General features: G+C 69.5%; 26 protein-coding genes, 1 tRNA gene and 1 pseudogene. 24 read left to right on the plus strand and 4 right to left on the minus strand.

Annotation, left to right across the window (positions count from 1 at the left end; all coding sequences use genetic code 11):
* Window positions 1-18 precede the first annotated feature (18 nt).
* The 22 genes and pseudogenes from ABEB03_RS37545 to ABEB03_RS37655 all read left to right on the plus strand — a co-directional run bounded on the left by ABEB03_RS37545 (window position 19) and on the right by ABEB03_RS37655 (window position 16,617).
* Entirely contained in the window at window positions 19-678 is a 660-nt protein-coding gene (locus ABEB03_RS37545; protein ID WP_345657413.1) for a hypothetical protein, read from the plus strand.
* 49 nt (window positions 679-727) lie between these two features.
* Window positions 728-1,687, plus strand: a complete 960-nt coding sequence (locus tag ABEB03_RS37550; protein WP_345657414.1) for an SU10 major capsid protein — start codon at window positions 728-730, stop codon at window positions 1,685-1,687.
* Window positions 1,688-1,699: 12 nt separating this feature from the next.
* Complete coding sequence (locus ABEB03_RS37555; protein ID WP_345657415.1) at window positions 1,700-2,032, plus strand: hypothetical protein; 333 nt, start codon at window positions 1,700-1,702, stop codon at window positions 2,030-2,032.
* Window positions 2,033-2,041: 9 nt separating this feature from the next.
* Window positions 2,042-2,392, plus strand: coding sequence for a hypothetical protein (locus tag ABEB03_RS37560; protein ID WP_345657416.1), 351 nt, complete (start codon window positions 2,042-2,044; stop codon window positions 2,390-2,392).
* The gene (locus tag ABEB03_RS37565; protein ID WP_345657417.1) at window positions 2,389-2,799 is read left to right on the plus strand and encodes a DUF6093 family protein; all 411 of its coding nucleotides are present in this window, start codon (window positions 2,389-2,391) and stop codon (window positions 2,797-2,799) included. The genes ABEB03_RS37560 and ABEB03_RS37565 overlap by 4 nt, the downstream gene beginning before the upstream one ends.
* The gene (locus ABEB03_RS37570) at window positions 2,796-3,197 is read left to right on the plus strand and encodes a hypothetical protein (RefSeq protein WP_345657418.1); all 402 of its coding nucleotides are present in this window, start codon (window positions 2,796-2,798) and stop codon (window positions 3,195-3,197) included. Before ABEB03_RS37565 ends, ABEB03_RS37570 begins: the two co-directional genes overlap by 4 nt.
* A 3-nt stretch (window positions 3,198-3,200) precedes the next feature.
* Window positions 3,201-3,611 (plus strand): hypothetical protein, encoded by a 411-nt coding sequence (locus ABEB03_RS37575; RefSeq protein WP_345657419.1) that lies wholly within the window; start codon window positions 3,201-3,203, stop codon window positions 3,609-3,611.
* 12 nt (window positions 3,612-3,623) lie between these two features.
* Window positions 3,624-3,956 (plus strand): hypothetical protein, encoded by a 333-nt coding sequence (locus tag ABEB03_RS37580; RefSeq protein ID WP_345657420.1) that lies wholly within the window; start codon window positions 3,624-3,626, stop codon window positions 3,954-3,956.
* 62 nt (window positions 3,957-4,018) lie between these two features.
* Window positions 4,019-4,498: a phage tail tube protein gene (locus ABEB03_RS37585; RefSeq protein ID WP_345657421.1), complete on the plus strand. Its 480-nt coding sequence runs from the start codon at window positions 4,019-4,021 to the stop codon at window positions 4,496-4,498.
* Window positions 4,498-5,019, plus strand: coding sequence for a hypothetical protein (locus ABEB03_RS37590; RefSeq protein WP_345657422.1), 522 nt, complete (start codon window positions 4,498-4,500; stop codon window positions 5,017-5,019). Before ABEB03_RS37585 ends, ABEB03_RS37590 begins: the two co-directional genes overlap by 1 nt.
* A gap of 20 nt (window positions 5,020-5,039) precedes the next feature.
* Window positions 5,040-5,327: a hypothetical protein gene (locus ABEB03_RS37595; RefSeq protein ID WP_345657423.1), complete on the plus strand. Its 288-nt coding sequence runs from the start codon at window positions 5,040-5,042 to the stop codon at window positions 5,325-5,327.
* A 3-nt stretch (window positions 5,328-5,330) separates the two neighbouring features.
* Window positions 5,331-9,404, plus strand: a complete 4,074-nt coding sequence (locus tag ABEB03_RS37600; protein ID WP_345657425.1) for a phage tail tape measure protein — start codon at window positions 5,331-5,333, stop codon at window positions 9,402-9,404.
* A gap of 12 nt (window positions 9,405-9,416) precedes the next feature.
* Window positions 9,417-10,286, plus strand: a complete 870-nt coding sequence (locus ABEB03_RS37605; protein ID WP_345657426.1) for a phage distal tail protein — start codon at window positions 9,417-9,419, stop codon at window positions 10,284-10,286.
* Window positions 10,287-10,299: 13 nt separating this feature from the next.
* Window positions 10,300-11,331, plus strand: coding sequence for a hypothetical protein (locus ABEB03_RS37610; protein WP_345657427.1), 1,032 nt, complete (start codon window positions 10,300-10,302; stop codon window positions 11,329-11,331).
* A complete protein-coding gene (locus ABEB03_RS37615; RefSeq protein WP_345657428.1) occupies window positions 11,331-12,413 on the plus strand; it encodes a hypothetical protein in 1,083 nt (360 codons plus the stop codon). The genes ABEB03_RS37610 and ABEB03_RS37615 overlap by 1 nt, the downstream gene beginning before the upstream one ends.
* The gene (locus ABEB03_RS37620) at window positions 12,414-13,208 is read left to right on the plus strand and encodes a hypothetical protein (RefSeq protein WP_345657430.1); all 795 of its coding nucleotides are present in this window, start codon (window positions 12,414-12,416) and stop codon (window positions 13,206-13,208) included.
* A 2-nt stretch (window positions 13,209-13,210) separates the two neighbouring features.
* Entirely contained in the window at window positions 13,211-13,408 is a 198-nt protein-coding gene (locus ABEB03_RS37625) for a hypothetical protein (protein ID WP_345657431.1), read from the plus strand.
* Window positions 13,409-13,416: 8 nt separating this feature from the next.
* Window positions 13,417-14,727, plus strand: a complete 1,311-nt coding sequence (locus ABEB03_RS37630; RefSeq protein ID WP_345657432.1) for a glycerophosphodiester phosphodiesterase — start codon at window positions 13,417-13,419, stop codon at window positions 14,725-14,727.
* 66 nt (window positions 14,728-14,793) lie between these two features.
* Window positions 14,794-15,381, plus strand: a pseudogene (locus ABEB03_RS37635) (N-acetylmuramoyl-L-alanine amidase); the annotation flags it as partial.
* A gap of 170 nt (window positions 15,382-15,551) precedes the next feature.
* Window positions 15,552-15,821 (plus strand): hypothetical protein, encoded by a 270-nt coding sequence (locus ABEB03_RS37645; protein WP_345657433.1) that lies wholly within the window; start codon window positions 15,552-15,554, stop codon window positions 15,819-15,821.
* Entirely contained in the window at window positions 15,821-16,261 is a 441-nt protein-coding gene (locus ABEB03_RS37650) for a hypothetical protein (protein ID WP_345657435.1), read from the plus strand. The genes ABEB03_RS37645 and ABEB03_RS37650 overlap by 1 nt, the downstream gene beginning before the upstream one ends.
* On the plus strand, window positions 16,258-16,617 hold the full coding sequence (locus ABEB03_RS37655; RefSeq protein WP_345657436.1) for a hypothetical protein: 360 nt from the start codon (window positions 16,258-16,260) through the stop codon (window positions 16,615-16,617). The genes ABEB03_RS37650 and ABEB03_RS37655 overlap by 4 nt, the downstream gene beginning before the upstream one ends.
* A gap of 44 nt (window positions 16,618-16,661) precedes the next feature.
* Here the strand turns inward: ABEB03_RS37655 and ABEB03_RS37660 are convergent, their stop codons facing one another.
* Entirely contained in the window at window positions 16,662-16,895 is a 234-nt protein-coding gene (locus ABEB03_RS37660; protein WP_345657437.1) for a GntR family transcriptional regulator, read from the minus strand.
* A 162-nt stretch (window positions 16,896-17,057) separates the two neighbouring features.
* Here ABEB03_RS37660 and ABEB03_RS37665 point away from each other — a divergent pair, with 162 nt between their 5' ends.
* Window positions 17,058-17,258 carry a hypothetical protein gene (locus tag ABEB03_RS37665; protein WP_345657438.1) on the plus strand — a complete coding sequence of 67 codons (201 nt, stop codon included), beginning with the start codon at window positions 17,058-17,060 and terminating at the stop codon, window positions 17,256-17,258.
* A 241-nt stretch (window positions 17,259-17,499) separates the two neighbouring features.
* Here ABEB03_RS37665 and ABEB03_RS37670 read toward each other — a convergent pair whose 3' ends face one another.
* Window positions 17,500-17,733: a helix-turn-helix domain-containing protein gene (locus ABEB03_RS37670; protein WP_345657439.1), complete on the minus strand. Its 234-nt coding sequence runs from the start codon at window positions 17,731-17,733 to the stop codon at window positions 17,500-17,502.
* 253 nt (window positions 17,734-17,986) lie between these two features.
* Here ABEB03_RS37670 and ABEB03_RS37675 point away from each other — a divergent pair, with 253 nt between their 5' ends.
* Window positions 17,987-18,235, plus strand: a complete 249-nt coding sequence (locus tag ABEB03_RS37675; RefSeq protein WP_345657440.1) for a hypothetical protein — start codon at window positions 17,987-17,989, stop codon at window positions 18,233-18,235.
* Window positions 18,236-18,338: 103 nt separating this feature from the next.
* Here the strand turns inward: ABEB03_RS37675 and ABEB03_RS37680 are convergent.
* Together ABEB03_RS37680 and ABEB03_RS37685 are read right to left on the minus strand one after the other, a co-directional pair.
* Window positions 18,339-18,411, minus strand: a tRNA-Lys gene (locus tag ABEB03_RS37680).
* A 121-nt stretch (window positions 18,412-18,532) separates the two neighbouring features.
* Complete coding sequence (locus tag ABEB03_RS37685) at window positions 18,533-20,068, minus strand: amino acid permease (RefSeq protein WP_345657442.1); 1,536 nt, start codon at window positions 20,066-20,068, stop codon at window positions 18,533-18,535.
* Window positions 20,069-20,251 lie beyond the last annotated feature (183 nt).

A 20,251-nucleotide genomic window follows, 5' to 3' on the forward strand; every position in this document is an offset into this window, starting at 1 on the left:
CTGCAACGGGAGCAGCACATGAGCACACCCGAAGAGCCGAGCACCGAGCCGGCGGCGGGCAACCCGCCGACCTCCGGACCGGACCCGGCAACGCCCCCCGTCGACCCGCCCGCCGATCCGGCCACGCCGCCGGCGGACGACGATCCCGCACTCGGCCCGGCCGGCGAGAAGGCCCTCGCCGAGTGGAAGAAGCGGGCCAAGGACGCCGAGGCCCTCTCCAAGACTCAAGCCACGCGGCTCCAGGAGTACGAGGACCGCGACAAGACCGAGGCGGAGCGCCAGGCAGACGCCCTCAAGGCCGCCCAGGACCGGGCGGAGCAGGCTACGCGGCTCGCCGTGTCCTCGAAGGTTGAGGCGCTCGCCGCGGGCCGGTTTCAAGACCCCCTGGACGCGGTCGATGCACTCCAGAGCGGCTCGTACCTCACCGAGGACGGGACCGTTGACGGCGCCGCCATCACGGCCGCCCTCGACGACCTGCTGACCCGCAAGCCGCACTGGGCAGCGGCCGAACCCGGGCCCCGGACGCCGCGGCCGGACCCCGCACAGGGCGCCCGACCGGGCACGCCGCCGAACCTGGCGCAGCAGATCGCCGACGCCGAGCAGGCGGGCGACATGAAGCGGGCGCTCGCGCTGAAGACACAGCAGCTGCGCGAGCTGAAGCCAGCAAGCAGCAAGTAGCAGGGCAGGCGGTGCGCCTGGCCCTCACCCACAGGAAGGAAACCCACCCATGGGTGCAGTCAGCGGGCAGGGCACGACCTACAACCTGCCGAACTACCACGGTCAGCTGTACGCGGTCACCCCGACCGAGACGCCGTTCCTTGCGGCGATCGGCGGCCTCAACGGCGGCAAGCGGACCAAGTCCGTAGAGTTCGAGTGGCAGACGGTCGACCGCAGGGCGTCGACCGCGAACAACAGCGTTGTTGAGGGCGCCGCCGCGCCCACCGGCGTGGCCCGCTCGCGCTCCGCTGTCTCGAACGTCGTCGAGATCCACCAGTCCGCCGTCGAGGTGTCCTACACCCGGCAGGCCGCGACCGGCATGTACGGCGGAATCAACATCGGCGCGGACGACAACCCGGTCGACGACGAGCTCACCGCGCAGATTTCCGCCGAGCTGGAGTCGATGGCGGTCGACGTCGAGATGTCGTTCCTGTCCGGCGCCTACCAGAAGCCTGCGAACAACTCGACGGCCCGCCGCACCCGCGGCCTGCTCACGGCGATCACGACCAACGTGAACGCCAACGGCGGCACGCCCCGTGCCATCAGCAAGGCCATCGTGGACTCGACCCTGTCCACCATGTTCGGCAACGGCGCCAAGCTGCCGCAGGACTCCACCGTGCTGATGTGCGGCCCAGGCCAGAAGGTCGCACTGTCGAACCTGTACACGGCGTCCACCACGCTCAACCAGCCGACGATGTCACGGAACATCGGCGGCGTGGCCGTGGACACGATCGTCACGGACTTCGGCACGTTCGGCGTGATGCTCGACCGGTGGATGCCCACCGGGCAGGTCGCCGTCGTCGACCTGAGCGTCTGCGCCCCGGTGTGGCTGGAGATCCCGGGCAAGGGCCTGCTGTTCGCCGAGCCGCTCGCCAAGACGGGCGCCTCGGAGAAGTGGCAGTTGTACGGCGAGGTCGGCCTGGAGTACGGCGCCGAGGTCTACCACGGACTCATCAAGGACCTCTCGTAAGGAGGCGCCGCCATGGCGACATTCAAGAGCAGCAAGTACCCGGGCCTGACGCTCCAGGACGACAAGGGCGTCTGGGCGCGATTCGAGGGCGGAACCTTCGAGACCTCCGACTCGGGGGTCGCCAAGCGGCTGCGCGCCCTGCCAGACGAGGAGGGGATCGCCGAGGTGAAGACCTCGGAGAAAGCTGGCGGCAAGGACAGCGGGCCGAAGGCTCCGGCCAAGAGCGCGTCCAAGGACGACTGGATGACGTGGGCCGTGGCCTGCGGCGCCGACCCTGCGGAGGCCGCCGACACGACCCGCGACGATCTGGCCGCCAAGTACGCCGACGCCACCCCGCAGCAGTAGGGGGCAGCCGTGGCCCTGGCAACCCTCACCGACCTCGCGGACCGGTTGGGCCGCGATCTGACGGAGTCCGAGGCTCGCCGGGCCACCGCGTGGCTGGCCGACGCCGAGGCCCTCATCCTCGGCCGCTTCCCGCAGTACCAGACGGCGCCCACCGCCATCTCCAAGAAGGTGGCGTGCGCCATGGTGCTGCGGGTGCTGACGAACCCGGACGGGAAGCGGCAAGAGGCGCTGGACGACTACTCGTACACGGTCGACTCGTCACGGTCGCGCGGCGAGGTCTACCTCTCTGACGACGAGGCCGCCGAGCTGCGCCCCCAGCCCGGCGGGGGCGCGTTCAGCATCGTCTTGGGGGCAACGTGAACGTCGACGGCGCCCTCGCCTCGGGGCGGGCGGCGGCCGAGGCCCGCATGCGGGACACCGTCCGCCTGTACACGCAGGCCGAGGACACGTTCGACCGCCCCAGCGGGACCACGGTGCCGGGCGCGCAGTCGACGCTGTACAGCGGCAAGGCCCGGGTGAAGGCCATCTCGGCGAGCACTGGCGAGGAGACCGCGGCCGGCGAGCGGGAGATCGTGCTCCGCGAGTACGAGGTCCACTTGCCGTGGTCGACGACCCTGCCCGGCGGGACACGGGTCGTACCCGGCGCGCGCGTCGAGGTGACCGACTCCCCGGACTTGCGGATGGTCGGCCTGGTCCTGTGGGTGACGGGCGTCAGTTTCTCGGACCAGGCCACGGCGTGGCGTATCAGGACGGAGGACCGGTCGTGAGCAGCGCTCGTTTCGACATGTCGGATGTGCGGCGCCTGGAGCGGCACCTCGCCCGCGTGGTGCCCCGGGCTCGACGGGATGCCCGCATGGTGGTGCGCCGCGGCGCTCTGAACGTCAAGAAGGACTGGCGGGCCAACGCGCGCGCCTCGGCGCCGAAGCACGCTCCGTACTACCCGCGCACCGTCAACTACGACGTCGCCTCGTATGGGCCGGACGTCACCATGGCCATCATCGGCCCGGACAAGGGCGGCCCACAGGGCGCGCTCGGCAACCTGCTGGAGTACGGCAGCGTAAAGAACCCACCGCACCGCGATGGCGGCCGTGCCTTGGATGCGGAAGAGCCGCGTTTCGAGGCGCAGCTCGCGCTCATCGTCGCGCGCGGCCTGGCCTGGTGGTGAGCGATGAGCGCACCGACAGTCCTGCCGCACGTCGACGCGGTCCAGGACGCGCTTGAGGGCGTCGGCCTGGTGGTGTACCTGGGCGGCGCCCCTACCGCGTCCGGCTGGGTTCCGCCCGACCTGTACGCGGTGCTCTACCCCGAGCCTGGGGAAGCGGTGCGGGACTCCCTCGCGGACACCCGCGCCGACTTCCAGACCACGGTTCAGGTGACCTGTGTGGGCGGCTCGGCGGAGCGTGCCCTGTGGGTGGCCGACAAGGTCCGGCAGGCACTGTCCGCGCCCCTCGTTGTGGAGGGCCGGACGGCGTGGCGGCCAGAGGACTTGGGCGGGCCTCCGGTGCAGCGCGACGACGACACCAACCCACCGAGCTACTTCGTACCGGTGCAATACCGGATCAAGTCCCTACCCGCCTGACAGGAGTTCCCCATGCCTCTGCTCGCACAGCAGGCCGTCGCCCTGAGCGGCCTGACCCCGACCTACTCGGCTGCCGCCGCGTCCACCACGGTGACGTGCGGCGAGCGTTCCTTCCTGCACGTGAAGAACACGGCCGGCTCGTCCATGACGGTCACGATCAGCGCGACGGCGAAGACGCGTGGCCAGGCCGTCACGGACCTGGTCGTGACCGTCCCGGCGACCACCGGCGACAAGATGATCGGTCCCATCACCCCGGACCTGTTCGCGTCGCCCGCGGACGGCGTGAGTGCGTCGATCACCTACTCGTCGACGACCAGCGTCACCGTGGCCAGCCTCGTCATCTGACCCCGCCCGCCATCATCCGCCCTGCCCCGCCTGGGGCTTTTTTCATGCCCTGAGGAGGGCTCATGTCTGACCTGATCAATGACGGAATGACTCGGGTGTACTGGGTCCCGAGCATCGCGAACATCAACGCGCCGACCGTCGCCGAACTCAACGCCGGCCAGGACTTCACGCCGCGCATCACCCCCGACGGCCTCAAGGTGGACCCGTCCACCGCGGACGTCGACACGTCCTCGCTCGCGTCGACGTTCGACACCAAGACCGTCGGCCGCATCGGCTACGACAACGAGCTCACCTTCAAGCGCGGCACGACCGGCGCCGAGGACCTGCCGTACACGACCCTCAGGTACGGCGTGAGCGGCTACCTCGCCATTCGCCGTGGCGTGGCCTACACGACCGCCTGGGCGACGTCCCAGAAGTGCGAGATCTACCCGACCGTATGCGGCGAGCCCCAGAACGTCGCCCCGGCCGGCAACGAGGTCATGAAGTTCGTCAGCCCGATGAAGGTCACCTCGGCGCCCGCCACCGCCGCGACGGTTGCCTGATGGGCGGCAGCTTCGAGGACATCCTCGCCCGCGCCCGTCCGCGCGAGAAGACCGTCATGGTCTGCCTCGCCGGCGACCTCGCGGGCGAGGCTGAACGCCTCCAGGACGAACTGTCCCGCGTCTCCGAGGACTGGGAGCCCGAGGACCTCACGGCCGTCCACCCGGGCCGCGCGCTCGCCGAGCAGCTCAAGACAGTGCACGCGCAGGTGAGGGAGGCCGAGGAGCCGTTCACCTTCCGGTACATCGGCGACCGGGCGTACTCCGACCTGATGGCCGCGCACCCCGCCGAGAACGACAACGAGGCCTTCAACTCCGAGTCCTTCCCGCGGGCGCTGGTCGCCGCCTCGTGCGTCCAGCCCGCAATGACCGTGGAGCAGGTCGCCCAGCTCTTCGAGGTCATCAACGAGGGCGAGATCAAAAAGCTGTTCGATGCAGCGTGGGACGTCCACAACGCCTCGGACATCGTCCCTTTCTCGCTGGCCGCCTCCGCGCTCCTGGCCTCCCTCATCGGCGAGAAGTAGAGACGGCGCGAGCGTGGGGCGTGCCGCGGTCCGTGTTCCTCGGGCGCGTGGTCGCCGAGGGCGAGCCGCTGTGGCTGGACGAGGACCGCTATTGGGCGCTCGCCCTGGCCGACGTCGAGGCGGACTCCTGTCCTGACTGCAAGCAGCCCTGGGGCGAGGCCACCGACCCGGACAGCGAGGGCGCCTACACGGCGCATCTCGTGAGGTGCCACGCCTGTGCCATCTCCGCCAAGAGGGTGCGGGTCCACCAGGACAACAAGGGCGACACCGACGGCCTGCATGTGCACGTCGAACGCGACCGGAGGTGAACTGTGGCCACCCGTACCGTCACTGTGCGGCTGCGCGCCGATATCAGCAGCTACACGCGCGGCATGCGCACGGCCGCCCGCGACACCTCCCGGCTCGCTGGGGCGGGCGCCGCGGTCGGCACGGCGATGCTCACCGGGTTCGCGGTGGCCGCCGCGTCGGCCGCCAAGTTCGACAAAGCCCTCAGCAACGTGCGGGCGGTCACCGGGGCGTCCAGCGCGGAAATGGCCAAGCTGCGGGCCGCGGCGCTGGAAGCGGGCAAGACGACCTCGTACACGGCGACGGAGGCCGCCGACGCCGAGGCGGAGCTCGCCCGCGCCGGCGTCTCGGTCGCGAACATCACCGGCGGCGCTCTCAAGGGCAGCCTTGCTCTGGCCGCTTCCGGGCAACTCGACCTGTCCGAGTCGGCGACCGTCGCCGCGCAGACGATGAACACATTCGGGTTGGCGGGCAAGGACGTAGTCCACATCGCCGACGTTCTCTCCGCCAGCGCCAACAAGTCCGCGTCCGACGTGCACGGCCTGGGCATGTCGCTGCGGATGGGCGGCCTGCTCGCCCACCAAACGGGCCTGTCCCTCGAAGACACCGTGGGCACGCTCAGCGCATTTGCTGACCACGCCCTTATCGGCTCGGACGCCGGTACCTCGCTCAAGGTGATGCTCCAACGTCTTGTCCCGCAGTCCGACGAGGCCAAGGCCGCCATGGACGCCATCGGGTTCTCGGCCTACGACTCACAGGGCAAGTTCGTCGGGCTCAGCGAGCTCGCCGGGCGGATGAAGACCTCGTTCTCGAAGCTCACGCCCGAGGCCCGCAACTCGGCCATGGCCACGATCTTTGGCGCGGACGCGGTCCGCTCCGCGACGATCCTCTATGAGCTCGGCTCGCAGGGCATCGACAAGTACGTGAAGTCGGTAAACGACCAGGGCGCGGCCGGCCGCATGGCGTCGATCCAGACCGACAACCTGGTCGGCGACCTGGAGCGGCTGCGCGGCGCCATCGAGGTCGCCCTCATCGAGGGCGGATCGGCGGCGAACGGCACGCTCCGCACGATGACCCAGTGGATCACCGGCCTGGTCAACGCGTACAGCAACCTGCCGCCTGGGCTACAGCGAGCCGTTACTGGCTTCATGGGGATCGGTGGAGCGGTCACGCTCGCTGGGGCCGGCATGCTGCTGTTGATCCCGCGCATCGCTGCGACGCGCACGGCGCTGGTCGGTATGGGTGTCACGGCTGCGCGCACTCGGTTCGCCCTGATGAGCATGGCGCGCCTCGGCGTCGTCGTGGCAGGCCTCTCGGCTGTGACGTGGGGCGTCGACAAGCTCATGTCGCGCTTTGATGAGGCGCCGCCGAACGTCACCAAGATGGCGAATTCCATGCTGAATTTCGCCAAGACCGGTAAGGCTGCGGGCGAGCTCACCAAGGCGTTCGGCAAGGACCTCGACGGTTTCGGCGAGGCGGTCGCCCGAGTCGCGCACCCGGGCGTCCTGGACCGTGTGGGCGACTCCCTGTACACCATCACCCACGTCGGTGCGGACGACCACCACCTCGAAGAGGCCCGCGACAAGATCAAGTCGGTTGATGAGGCGCTCAAGGGCCTCGTTGAGGGCGGCGCCCCGGACGTCGCAGCGCAGGCCTTCAGCAAGATGGCCAAGGAGGCCGAGGCGCAGGGCACCAGCACCGAAAAGCTGCGCACCCTGCTCCCCGGGTACGCGGAGGCCCTCACGGCCGCGGACACCCAGACGAAGCTGTCCGCAGACGCACAGGCCAAGTTGGGCGAGGAAGCGGGTATCACCGCCGATGAGCTCCAGGACCAGCGGTCCGAGGCCGAGAAACTGTCGGACGCCCTCAAGACCCTAAACGGCGTCGCCATCAACGCGGCCGAGGGAGAGATCAGTTTCCGGCAGAGCCTCGCCGACCTGAACGAAGCCGTGAAGGAGAACGGCCACTCGCTCGACGTCTCCACCGACAAGGGCCGAAAGGTCAAGTCGGCATTCCTCGACGCGGCCAAGGCCGCCATGGAGCACGCGCAGGCGGTCGCCGACCAGAAGGGCAGCCAGGAAGCAGGGCAAGCGGTCCTGGAGAAGGACATTGCGCTGCTCAAGAAGGACATGCGGGCGCGGGGATTCTCCAAGGACGCAGTGGACAAGCTCGCGGCGGCCTACCTGAACTTGCCTCCCGCCGTGTCGACCGACGTCAAGGCCGACACCAAGGGCGCTATCAGCGACCTCGAAAAGGTGAAAGGCAAGCTCAAGTCCACCAAGGGGAAGACCGTCACGGTGGACGCGCTCACCAAGGATGCGCGCAAGGCTCTTGAGGACCTCGGGTACAAGATCAAGACCACCAAGGGCAAGAAACTGTCCGTCACCGCGCCGACCGGCACGGCGGTGGGCGACGTCCGGGCCCTGGCCCGAGCCATCGCGGCGCTGCACAACAAGAGCGTGACGGTGACCACGAACAAGGTCACCAAGTTCACGAGCGTGCAGGGCGGCGTGACCGTGGCCAAGCGGGATTACGCCCGCGGCGGCCGTATCCGCGGCTACGCGGGCGGCGGCGGTGTGCAGTTCGGCCCGGACGGTCTGCTGAGCGGGCCAGGCACCGGGACGTCCGACGACATCCTCGCCATCATGGCCAGCGGCGCCGTTGCCCGGGTGTCGGACACGGAGTTCGTGGTGAACGCGGCCAGCACCAAGCGGTACCTGCCGCTGCTGACCGCGATCAACGCCAACCGGATTCCTGGCTTTGCCTCTGGCGGCCTGGCCTCTGGCGGTATCCCCGGGTTCACGTACACGCCGACCGGCCAGGCCGTCCTTGGCGGCCCAACGGACGCCAAGAGCAGGTACGACCAGGAGATTGAGGACCTCAAGAAGGCCTGGGACGACCTCAACAAGGCACTGAAGGACCAGAAAAAAGCGGCCGACAACCTCAAGGCCGCGGAGAAGAACCTCAGCAAGGTGCGGCACGGCCACCACACCGCGGCACAGCTGCGGTCCGCTGAGGAGCGCCGCGACAAGGCCAAGGCTGCGAAGCGCTCGGCCGACAGCAAGGTCAAGAAGGAACGCGCCGACGTCTACGCGGCCGACAAGGAGCTCGGGCTCAAGAAGGGCGCCAAGCCGCCCAAGGCGTTCAGCCTCAAGGCCTATGAGACCCAGCTCAACGAGTCGGTCCACGACACGGAGAAGTGGCGCAAGAGCCTGGAGAAGATCGGCCGCCGCGGCGGCAAGGAACTCCAGACCATGCTTGAGGGGATGGGCGAGGAAGGCTACTCCCTCGTCAACGCCCTGGCGGGCGCCTCAGACAAGCAGTTCAAGTCCATCACGACCAAGCTCCAGAAGACTGGCGAGCTGGCGAAAGCGACGCTCGCGGACTTCACCAAGCAGCTCGGCTCCAGCACCAAGGAGTCGCAGCAGTTCGCGGCCGACCTCCAGAAGTTGGCGGCCAACGGGTTCGGCGACCTCGCGCAGGCGCTGGCCGCGCAGGGCGACGCGTCCGCGCAGGCGCTGGCGCACGAGGCGGCAGGCTCCACCAAGAAGGCCGCCGCGGCGAACAAGAGCGTCGGCAGCGCACAGAACGTGCTCACCGGCGACGAGCTCGCCGCGAGCCTGACCCTGCTGTCCACCCTGCGCGGCGGGCCCGGGAGGGGCTTCTCCGACCTCATCGCCGCGGGCCTGGACGTTGCCACCATCCGCGCCCTGGTCCCCAAGATGACCAAGCAGATCGGCGCCCTGCCCGCCGCGAACAAAGACACGTTCGTGCGCCAGTGGGTCGCGCAGGGCGGCAAGGCCATGGCAACCGGAGGCATCCTCTCCCGGCCCACCATGGTCCTCGGCGCCGAGGCAGGCGTCCGTGAGTCGTGGATCCCGTGGAACGGCTCGGCCCGGTCCGCGGCGCTGCTGGCCAAGACCGCGGCGGGCATGGGCTACCAACTCGTGCCCGCCGGCCGGTACGGCGGTGGCAGGGCGTCGTCGGCCGCGATTGCCCGGGAGGTGTCCAAGCAGATCACCGTGAACCTGTACGGCGCCAAACAGTCGGCCATCGAGCAGGCCCACGACATCGCCCGCGTCATCGCGTTCTCGGCCTGAGAGGAGTTCCCCATGCCATCCATCCCGGGCGCCGCCCTGGACGGCCTCAGGGCAAGCCTGGGCGGCGTCGACCTCGGGCGGGTCGACGCCGACGGCACCGCCTGGTACCTCCAGACCCTGGAGGGCTGGGACAGCCCAGAGTCCCGAGGGGAGTTCACGGACCGGGAGGGCGACCACGGGTCATGGGCCGGCCCGGTCTACCTCGGGGCACGGCCGATCACCCTGGGCGGCACGATCGTCGCCGCGTCCCGGGATCTCCTGGACGGCGCCATGGAACGGCTCAGGATGGCCGCTGGCCTCGCGGACACGGTGCTGACCGTGTGGGAGACCGTACCCAAGCAGGCCACCGTGAGGCGCTCGGGAAAGCCCCTGGTGCAGTACGTGACAGACACGACGGCGACCTACAGCGTGATGGTGACGGCCGCCGACCCTCGCCGCTACAGCACCGCCCTTCAGTCGGACGTCACGGGCCTGCCAAGCACCACGGGAGGCCTGGCACCGCCCGTGACTCCGCCGCTGACCAGTACTGCGGTCACCGTGTCCGGCGAGATTGATGCCGAGAACGAGGGCACGTTCGAGACGCGGGCCGTGTTCACCATCACCGGGCCGGCGGACAGCCCGCAGGTGCTCACACAGATGCCCGACGGCTCGGTCGTGTTCCTCAACTACACCGACGTCCTGGTCTCGGGCGACAGCCTCGTCATCGACACCGACGCCAAGACCTGCGTCCTCAACGGCGTGGTGAGCAGGCGCCGCTACCTCGTCACCCCGACGGGCTGGCCCACCATCCCGGCGCAATCGCAGGTCTCGTTCCAGTTCCGCGCCCGCTTCTACAACAGCTCGGCCACGCTGACCGCCTCGTGGCGTTCCGCATGGATGTGAGAGGAGACCACCCGTGACCGCCACCAATGTGTCCTGGATCGACGGCCTCGCCCTGGACGGCTACCGGCTGCGGCGTATCGACTCCCTGCTGACCATGCACAACGGCAACGCGCTCGGCGCCAGGAGCGGCGTCGTCCCCGGCGCCGGCGGCTTCAACGTGAGCATCGTCGGATCCACCATCACCGTGGGGTCCGGCATCGCTGCCGTGTACTTCGCTGGTGAGGGCGTCTTCCGGGCCCCCATGACGTCGTCGAGCACGCTCACGCTCACCGCGGCGCACGCGACGCTCTCGCGCATCGACCTGGTGTACCTGCGCGTCTGGTGTAACTCGGTGGACGCGTCCGGCCTCAACCAGGCGGACGCCGTGTACCTCGCGGGCACCGCGGCGTCCAGCCCGGTTGCGCCGACGCCGGCCGGAACGCAGATCTACATCCCGCTCGCCACGATCACGGTTCCTCCGTCCGGTGGCGGCTCGCCCACGGTGTCCCAGGCGGTCATGCCGTACACGGTCGCCCCGGGCGGCATCCTGCCCTTGCAGTCGAGCGCGCCCCCGTCGCCCTACGTCGGCCAGTACTACGACGACGGCACCAACCTGCTGCGCTACAACGGCTCCAGCTGGGACACGTACTTCAAGGTGCCTGCGGGCTGGACCGCCTACACGCCGGCGTGGACGGCATCGACCACGAACCCTTCCCTTGGCAACGGCACGATCGTCGGCCGCTACCAGAAGGTCGGACGGCAGGTCACCGTCCACATCAACCTCATCACCGGGTCGACGACCACCTACGGCAGCGGGAACTACAACTTCTCCTTGCCGTTCAGCTCGGCCAACGTGGGCGCCAGCTACATCATGCAAGCGCATCTGCTCGGCACCGACCGGTGGCTCGGGCAGACCGTCATCTCGCCGGGCGTGAACACCACCAGCGCGTTCTTCCCCACATCGGGCGGCAACAGCAAGGCCGCTTTCTGGCAGTCCAACAGCCCTGAGGCCATGGCAAACGGGACGCAAATCCGGATCACCGGAACCTACGAGTCGGCAACCTGATGGGCGCTCCCTACGAGCTCGCCTGGTACGGCTGCGACCTGCGGACCGGCGCGATCGTCGAGGACCTCCCTGTCCTCAAGCCCACCGGCGCCCTCGGCCGGAAGTTGGGTGCCACGACCACCCTTCAGTTCGACCTCGCCCTCGCGGGCGCCTCCATCGACTGGGAGGCGGCCACCGCCCCGGGGCGGAGCATGGTCGTGGCCGTCGACCAGGCCACTGATATCCCTCTGTGGGCGGGCGCCGTCCTGCCCCGGGACGGCGGCAGCTCCACCACCGTGCAGATCGGGGCGGCCACCCTTGAGTGCTACCTCGATGCCCGCTACCCAGGCACTCAGTCCCTCGTCGGCATGGACCAGGCCGCCGTCGTATCCGCCCTCGTCACGCCCGCACTCAGCTCGGGGCCGCCTATCGTCATCGACGCCGTGTCCACCGGCGTGACCATGGACTACCTGACCGACGACGGCGACGACCGGACCATCCTGTCCTGTCTCCAGGAGGTCATGAGCCTGGAGGGCGGCCCCGAGTGGACCATCGACGTCGCCTGGAACAGTGGGCATTCCGGGTTCGTGTTCCCGCTCAGGGTCCGCTCGGCGGTGGGCACTCAGGCCACCAGCCCGGAGGCCGTGTTCGACTACCCGGGCAGCGTCGCCGAGTACACGCTCAGCGAGTCCTATGAGCAGGGCAAGGGTGCCACCCGCGTCCTCGCCCGCGGTGAGGGTGAGGGGTCCTCGCGGCTCACCTCCAGCCCCCGCACGGCCACCGCGCTCATCGCAAACGGCTGGGCATTGTGGGAGTACCGGTTCACGCCCGCGACCGGGGTCACCGACCCGGACCAACTGGCCAAGCATGCCGCCAAGACGGGCGACCTGATGGCGCAGGGCGCACAGGTCTGGACGGTGCAGGGAGTGGCCTCCGAGTCCCCGCGCCTCGGCAGAGACTGGACGCTCGGCGACACCATCCGCCTGAGCGTCGACCACTCCCCCCGCCACCCGGCCGGCGCCGAGCTCGTCGCCCGCTGCTGGGCATGGGAGCTGGAGCCGTCCGCGAACCGCGTCCGCCCGATCCTGGTAGAGGAGGGCTGAATGCCCCGACAGGTCGACCAGCTGCCCACGGACGCCACTAGCCTGGTGCGCCGTATCCAGGCCCTGGAACGGCAGGTGACCGAGCTCCGCGCGGCCCGCCGTCTCACCTCGGCGACCGTCGGTACCGTGCGCACCGCACCCGATGGCGCCCGCTTGGAGCTCCGCCAGGAGAGTCAGTCTCTCCAGGTCTACGGCGACGACGGCGAAACCCTGCTCGCCGAGCTCGGGCCGGAAGCTAGTGGCGGCGGTGGCCTGTGGACCCGCGGCCTCCAGTCCCCCTACAACATGTCCGCCTATCTGGGGAGTGGAGAACTCTCCTTTCGCCCCGTACAGAACGGGCTGGTGGCGCTTCCGGCCGCTGTCACATACGACACCGACTCCACCCAGTACGTCGACCTGATCTTGTCGTCCGGGGCGCTCGGCGCCTCCGACAAGCCTGCCCGCATCGTCCTGGAAAGCACGTTCGCCGGCAGCATCCCGTGGGTGTACGTCACGGGCGCCCAGTCCGGACAGGCCAACCTCGACGTCAACGGCATCCTGTTGAGCAGGAACATGGCGTTCGGGTCGGTGAACATCACCCCCTCGGCCGTGAACACGCCGACCAGCGTCAATGTGACCGGGCTGAACCTGAAGGGCAACAGCTTCTACGCGCAGGCCACCGCCAACAGCAGCGTGCCCGGCAGCCAGGTGACCGGCGTCGGCGTCACAAACCTCACGTCCACCGGGCTCACCGTCTGGTTGACCAGGACCAACACGACTCTGACAACCGTGTACTGGATGGCGGTAGGCACGTGAGCGTGACGTTCGAGCCGGCCAAGTGGTACGCAGCGACCGCCCGGGACAACAACGAGGCCTGCGAGAACGCGGGCCGCGAGTTCGAGGTCAACCCGCTGTACTCCAATGGCGGCACCCCGCAAGTCGAGTGCGGCCTGTGCGGGCAGCCCATGGAGATCCTTACCGCCACCCTGCTGGAGCCCCAGCCCGAGATGCCGTGAGAGGCCCTGTGCTGACCTTCAACGATCTGCCGGACGTCTTCTACTCCGCGCACCGCGGCGGCGCCGGGGAGGCCCCAGAGAACACGCTCGAAGCCCTGCGCGCGGGCGCCCGCTGGGCGGAGGTCCTCGACCTGGACACCCAAGTCCTCGGCGACGGCACCCCCGTGCTCATGCACGACTCCACCGTCGACCGCACCACCAGCGCGAGCGGCCCCGTGACCGGATACGGGATCGCGCAGTGGCAGGCCCTGCGCTGCAACCCGTCCTACTGGTTCGCCTCCGGGTACCCGAGCCTGCCCGCGCCGACCGTCGAGCAGGCCCTCGACGCGTTCGGCGGGCGCCGCGTCATGACGGTGGAAGCGAAGAACCCGGACGGCGTCGACGAGCTCGCGCGGCTCATCCTGGACCGCAGCCTCGCCGAGTCCGTGCTCATCAACACCAACGACGTCGAGACCGTGGCCGCTGTCCGGTCCGCAGGCTGCCGCGCCCACCTGTGGCGTTCTGCCGCGCAGATGACAGGCGACGACTTCCCCGCCCTCGTCGCAGCGGGCGCCGACGTCCTCGACGTCGACCAGGCCGCCAGCGACACCCTGATACGGCAGGCCGTCGCCGCTGCCCCGCCGCTCGGCGCATGGGCCCACACCGTCACCCGGCGCTGCCAGCGCGACCGCCTGCTCGGCCTCGGCTGCCGCGGCATCGTCACCGACCACCCTGGATACGTCACCGGCCGCGCCCCCGCGCGCACCTCCGACAGCCTCGCCGCAGGCTGGGGCAACGGCTACGTACCCTCCGGGACCGCGCCCCGCCCCGCCCTGCTGTCCGGTGGCGTCCTGCACTTCGACTGGACGTCCGGCACTCAGGTGCTGCTGCTCGGCGAGCTCGCCCCCGTCGACGCCGGCACGTTCACGGTGGAGGCCAAGTTCTCGCTGTCGGCGGCGACCTCACGCCCGTGGGTGGGCCTGCACCTGGCGCTCGATGACGCGGACGCGGCACTGAAGTCCACCAGCGTCGTGCATGACGGCTACACCTGCCAGTTCACCGGCGGCGGGAACCTCGCCGTGTACCGCGACGACGCGGCGCCCCGGACGTCCGCTCTCCTGACGAGCGTCGCGGCCGGCGGGACGGTGGCCGCCGACACGACGTACACGCTCCGCGTCACCGTCACCCCGACGCAGGTACGGGTCACGGTTCCCGAGCTCGGTACCGCTGTCGCCACCGCGACGGACAGCACGCACCGCGGGCCCATGTCCCTGTACCTCGGCCGCGCTGCGTCCAGTGCTGGCGTCACAGCCAAGGCCTGGGACATCACGGCCGTCTGACCACCCCCCCCTTCCCATACCGCCCCGAGCCGCCCGGCCGGGGCGTTTCTCATGCCTGGAGCATTCATGGCGACACCACCCGCCGCGTCCACGTTCGCCGCGCTGCTGCGCGCCGAGGGCGTCACCGTCGTCGAGGTCGGCGACTGGGAGCACCACAACCGCAACCACAAGGGACCCTGGGGCCCCGTCTACGGCGTGATGATCCACCACACCGTCACCCGTGGCACCGCAGCCACGGTGAAGCTCTGCCGTGACGGACGCGCCGACCTGCCCGGCCCGCTGTGCCACGGCGTCATCGACAAGAAGGGCGTCGTGCACCTCGTCGGCTACGGCCGCGCCAACCACGCCGGCCTGGGAGACGACGACGTCCTGCGCGCCGTCATCGCCGAGACCGCGCTCCCCGCCGACAACGAGGCGTCGACGGATGGCAACCGGCACTTCTACGGCTTCGAGTGCGAGAACCTCGGCGACGGGAAAGACCCGTGGCCCGCGGCGCAGCTGGAAGCCATCGAGCGCGTGTCGGCCGCAATCTGCCGCCACCACAAGTGGACCGAACGCTCGGTCATCGGCCACCTGGAATGGCAGCCCGGCAAGGTCGACCCGCGCGGCTTCGGCATGGACTGGCTGCGCGGCCAGGTCCGCGACCGCCTCAAGCCCACCGTGAACTACACGGTCCGCAAGGGCGACACCCTTTGGTCGATCGCCGCCTCGAAGCTCGGCGACGGCGCGCGCTGGCAGGACATCGCCAGCCTCAACCACCTCAAGGACGCCGACGACATCGCCGTCGGCCAGGTCCTCAAACTCCCCAAGAAGTGAGGTAGACCATGCCTGAATTCACCCTGCCCGGCGAGGCCGAGACCGTCATCAAGACGGCGAAGACCTACGCGAGAGACCTCGCCGAGCGCACCCTCGCCACGGCGGTCGTCGCCGCCGGCGGCATCGCCGTCGCCGCCGGGCCGGCCGACATGTTCCACGCCAGCTTCTGGCAGACGATGGGCGCGGCCGGCATCACCGCGGCCGGCACCCTCGTGAAGGGCATGCTGGCCCGCGCGTTCGGCGAGAAGAACAGCGCCAGCCTGGTCAAGGGCGTCTGATGCCCACGGCGGTCCGGCGGCTCCGCAAGCAGCTGGGCCGCCGCGGCCACTTCCTGCTCATCATCGGCATCGGCAAGACCTGCTGGGGCGCGTCGTTCCTCGTCGACCCGCCACCCGCGCAGGGCCTCCAGTTGCTCACGCACTGGTGCGACCTGCGCCACTGGGCATGGCTGTGGATCACGTCCGGCATCGTCACCACCACGTGCGCGTTCCTCCGAGTCGGCCGCGACTGGGCTGGCTTCATAGCCGCGCTCGTACCCCCCACTGTGTGGGCTACGGCCTACACGGCCGCTGTCGTCAGCGGCCAGTACTCCCGCGGCGCCTACGTCGCACTCTGGTATCTCACCTCGCATGTCGGGGTCATCTTGTGGGCGGCCGAGGTGCCCGAGTATTCGGTCCCCCACGCGCCGAGAGCCGCCAGGAAAGGCGGGCCCGGATGAGTATCTGGGCAGGCATCGTTGCCGCGTTCGGCACGGTCGGCATGGTGGTGGCTGGACTGTTCGCCGCGAGGGCGACGACCCGAGCGGCGGCAGCCACGGCGGAGGCGACACAGGCAGCGGCACGCGTGCAGGTGGAACCTGCCCAGCGGGCCGCGGACTTGGCCGCGTTCCAAGCGATCCGCGACGACATGCAAGGTGAGCTCGAAGAGATGCGCACTGACACCCGCTCTCTGCGGTCCCTGGTGCGCGCGTTCGCCTGGTACGTGGGTGAGCTCACGGCGCAAATGCGCGGGCACGGCATAGAGCCGCCCGCGCCCCCCGACCGGGTGGACCAGTACAACCGGACCGGAGTCTGAACTCAGCGGCCTCGCCCTCCCACGGGAGGGCGAGGCCGCTTTCGTCATGCCTGGGGGTCGGCGACAAAGGACCCCATGCCCGGGGTGGTGACGATGAGCCCCTCTTCCCGTAGCGCGGCCGTGGCCTTGCGCACGGTGCCGCGGGCGACCTCGAACTCGGCCTCCAGCTGTACCTCGCTCACGAGCGCGCGGGGCGGCAGCTCGCCGCTGGCGATGCGGGCGCGGAGCACCTCGGCGATCTGCTCCCACTTGGGCCGCGTCGGGTCGTAGTCGATCACCCGTCCGACTGTAGATATTCGGGCGTATCAGGGCATAGAGAGACATAGGCATAGCTAGGCATAGACAGGGGTGTACAGGGCTCCTACGCTGCGACAACAGCAAAGCCTCCGCGACCGTGCGACCGGTCCGGAGGCGTGGACGACGCTTCGAGGAGCGACGACATGGCAGAGACTACCGACACGTCCACGCGTACGGGAGACGGCCGGCAGGGCTACGGCTGGTGCCACTGGCACCGAGGCCACTCACAGACGGCCCGCCTGGTTCAGATCATCGAGCAGAGCTCGGGCCCCGGGGCGGGCCTGTACGCGTGCGCCCCGTGCCGGGAACAGCGCGGCCTCACTCCCGTGGCGGACCGGCCATGAAGGACCCGGAGACAACTCCCGAGTGCGGCCTCAAAGAGCACGCGATGTGCCGCGGCCCGCAGGTGCTCAAGAGGCCCGGGGCGCCAGCCTGGGAGGCGCCGCTCATGACGATCCGCTGCGAGTGCTCGTGCCACGGGCGGCCCCGCAAGCGGTGAGCGCTCCCACCAGTGGCGCATGAGCGCCATGGCGCCGATCGGACACGCCAGGAGGTTTGGCGGTGGGGTCGGCGCGGCCAGGATGATCAACGGACGAGGTCGGGCAGCGGCACGCCAAGGACGTCGGCGAGCAGCAGCAGGTCCACCAGGCTCGGAACGGTCGAGGCCGTCTCCCACCGGTGCACAGTCTTGTGATCCCGCCCGATGCGCTCGGCTAAGGCGACCTGCGACAGGCAGGCGTCACGGCGGGCGCAGCGGATGCGCTCCCCGACCTCCCGCTGCCGGGTGAGTACCCATTCGGGCAGAGGGTCGCGAGGCACCCTCACACGCTGGAATGATCATGATTGAAAGTCTTTACCACCGATGGTAAAAATTGCGATCTTGACGCTGTCACCTCGGGGGACACGAGACGCCGAGGCGCTGGGGCTCATGCTCCGGAGAGGACGCCGAGGCGGACCGGGCGGCCACCCCCGTGGGTGGCCGCCCGTGTTCATGCCTGCCGACCTGTTGCCTAGGACCCTAGGGTCCTAGTAACTTGTTCTGCACTGACAAGCTGCGAGCACAGGAGCGACGATGGAGAAGCTGAACCCTGACGCGCTCGCCGAGTGCGGCGACGACCTCGACGACCGCCCCGAGGTACAGCCCGTCACCGAGACGATGATCCGCGTACACGTCATCGACAGTGGCGAGCTGCCCGAGTACAGCGCGCGCCCGTTCGCGTCATGGCTGTACGAGGTGTGGAACGACTTCAACGAGGACGGCGACCTGACCAACGGACAGGTGATCGAGGGCGCGCTCGCCGGCTGGCGCGGCAACGCTTGACGCTCGCCTTTCGGGCCAGCAGCGGGCCAGCAGGGCGGTATGAGGCGGCACGAAAACGAGCGAGCCCCCGGGCCAGATTGCCTCTGGCCTGGGGGCTCTTCGGTAGACCCTGTGGGACTCGAACCCACAACCAATGGATTAAAAGTCCACTGCTCTGCCAATTGAGCTAAGGGTCCACGCACCGGCCGAGGCCGACGCGCCGCACCGGCACGCGCCGATGCATCCCCGAGCATAGCCGGACGTGGCCGGGACTCCGATCGGGTATCGGCGCACCGGCCACGCCAAAAGCGCGCTAGGTCACGGATCGACCGGTTCGGGCGCACCCCTGCGCGCCGCCTCACGGGCGATCGTCCGTTCGTGGTCGGGATTGAGGAACCAGTGGCGGGCCGAGGCCAGCCACCAGGTCGCCGCGAACCCGAGGACCACGAGCACCGCCACCGGGGCGTAGTTGAAGGTCTCCCAGGTGACGGGCGAGACCTGCGGCAGCATGAACAGCACCGTGATGACCACGACCCAGGAGACCGCGACCACGCCCACGGGGCGCGACCAGCGGCCCAGGTGCCAGGGGCCGGGTTCGAAGGCGTCACCCTTGCGCACCCGCAGCAGCGTCGGGATGACGTACGCGACGTACAGCCCGATGACCGCGATCGAGGTCACCGCCGCATAGGCCGTGTAGTTGATCAGGTACGGCAGGCCGAGCACCAGCGCTCCCATCGCGGCCAGCCACACCGCCGCCACCGGCGTCCGCGTCCGCGGGTTCACGGTGTGCCACACATGGGAGAACGGCAGCGCCCCGTCCCGCGAAAAGGCGTAGATCATGCGGCTGTTGGCCGTCACCGACGCCATCCCGCAGAACAGCTGCGCGCCGATCACGACGAGCAGGAGCAGCTTGCCCGCCGTCGCGCCCAGCGCGTCGAGCAGGATCTGGGCGGGGGGCGCGCCCGTCGCCGAGTTCAGCTCCGCGTCGTAGGACTGGATGGCGTACGTGAAGCCCAGCAGCAGGACGAAGCCGGCGATCCACGACGTCCAGATGGACCGCACGATGCCCTTGGGGCCCGCCGTGGACGCGTCGTGGGTCTCCTCCGTCATGTGGGCGGACGCGTCGTACCCGGTGAACGTGTACTGGGCCATCAGCAGACCGACGAGGACGACGTACACCCCGCTGCCCCAGCCCGTGTTGTTGACGAACTCCGTGAACACGAAGGACGTGGACTGGTGGTGGTCCGGCACGAACGCGAGCGCGCCCACGATGACCGCCACGCCCAGCACGTGCCACCACACGCTGATGCTGTTGAGGAGGGCGACGATCCGGACCCCGAAGGTGTTCAGCAGGCCGTGCAGCACCAGGATCCCGGCGAACAGGACGACGGTACGGCCCGGGGTCACCTCGAAGTCGAACTGGAGGTTCAGATAGGCCCCCAGGAAGGAGGCCGCGCCGAAGTCGATACCGGCGGTCACCGCCACCTGGCCGAGGACGTTGAACCATCCGGTGAACCACGCCCAGGCCGCCGCGCTGCGCTCCGGGGCGAGCCGGTGCGCCCAGAAGTACAGCCCGGCCGAGGTCGGATAGGCCGAACAGATCTCGGCCATCGCCAGCCCGACGAACAGCGTCATCAGTCCGACCGCCACCCAGCCCCAGGTGATCACGGCGGGGCCGCCGGTGTTCATGCCGAACAGATACAGCGTCAGACAGCCCGACAGGACCGAGATGATGGTGAAGGAGACCGCGTAGTTGGAGAACGCCGACATGCGGCGGGCGAGAACCTGCGTGTAGCCGAGCTGGGCAAGCCGTTCTTCGTCCGACAGCCCACTCGCGATGGCGTCATCTTTCATGCCCCAGCGATTCCCTTGCCGGGGGCATGACATGCGCCCATCGGTTGGCCAAAAGAGGCCCTTGCGGCCCTGCCGTCCGCCGGCGATCTTCACCCGCGGGCTGAAGGAACCGTTCCCCTTGCCGTCGTCGCGGTACGGCGTGCCGTTCCCGTCCCCCGTCTCCCGCTCTCGGGCGACGGGAGG

The sequence above is a fragment of the Streptomyces siamensis genome (genome assembly GCF_039543605.1).
Classification (GTDB): Bacteria; Actinomycetota; Actinomycetes; order Streptomycetales; family Streptomycetaceae; genus Streptomyces; species Streptomyces siamensis.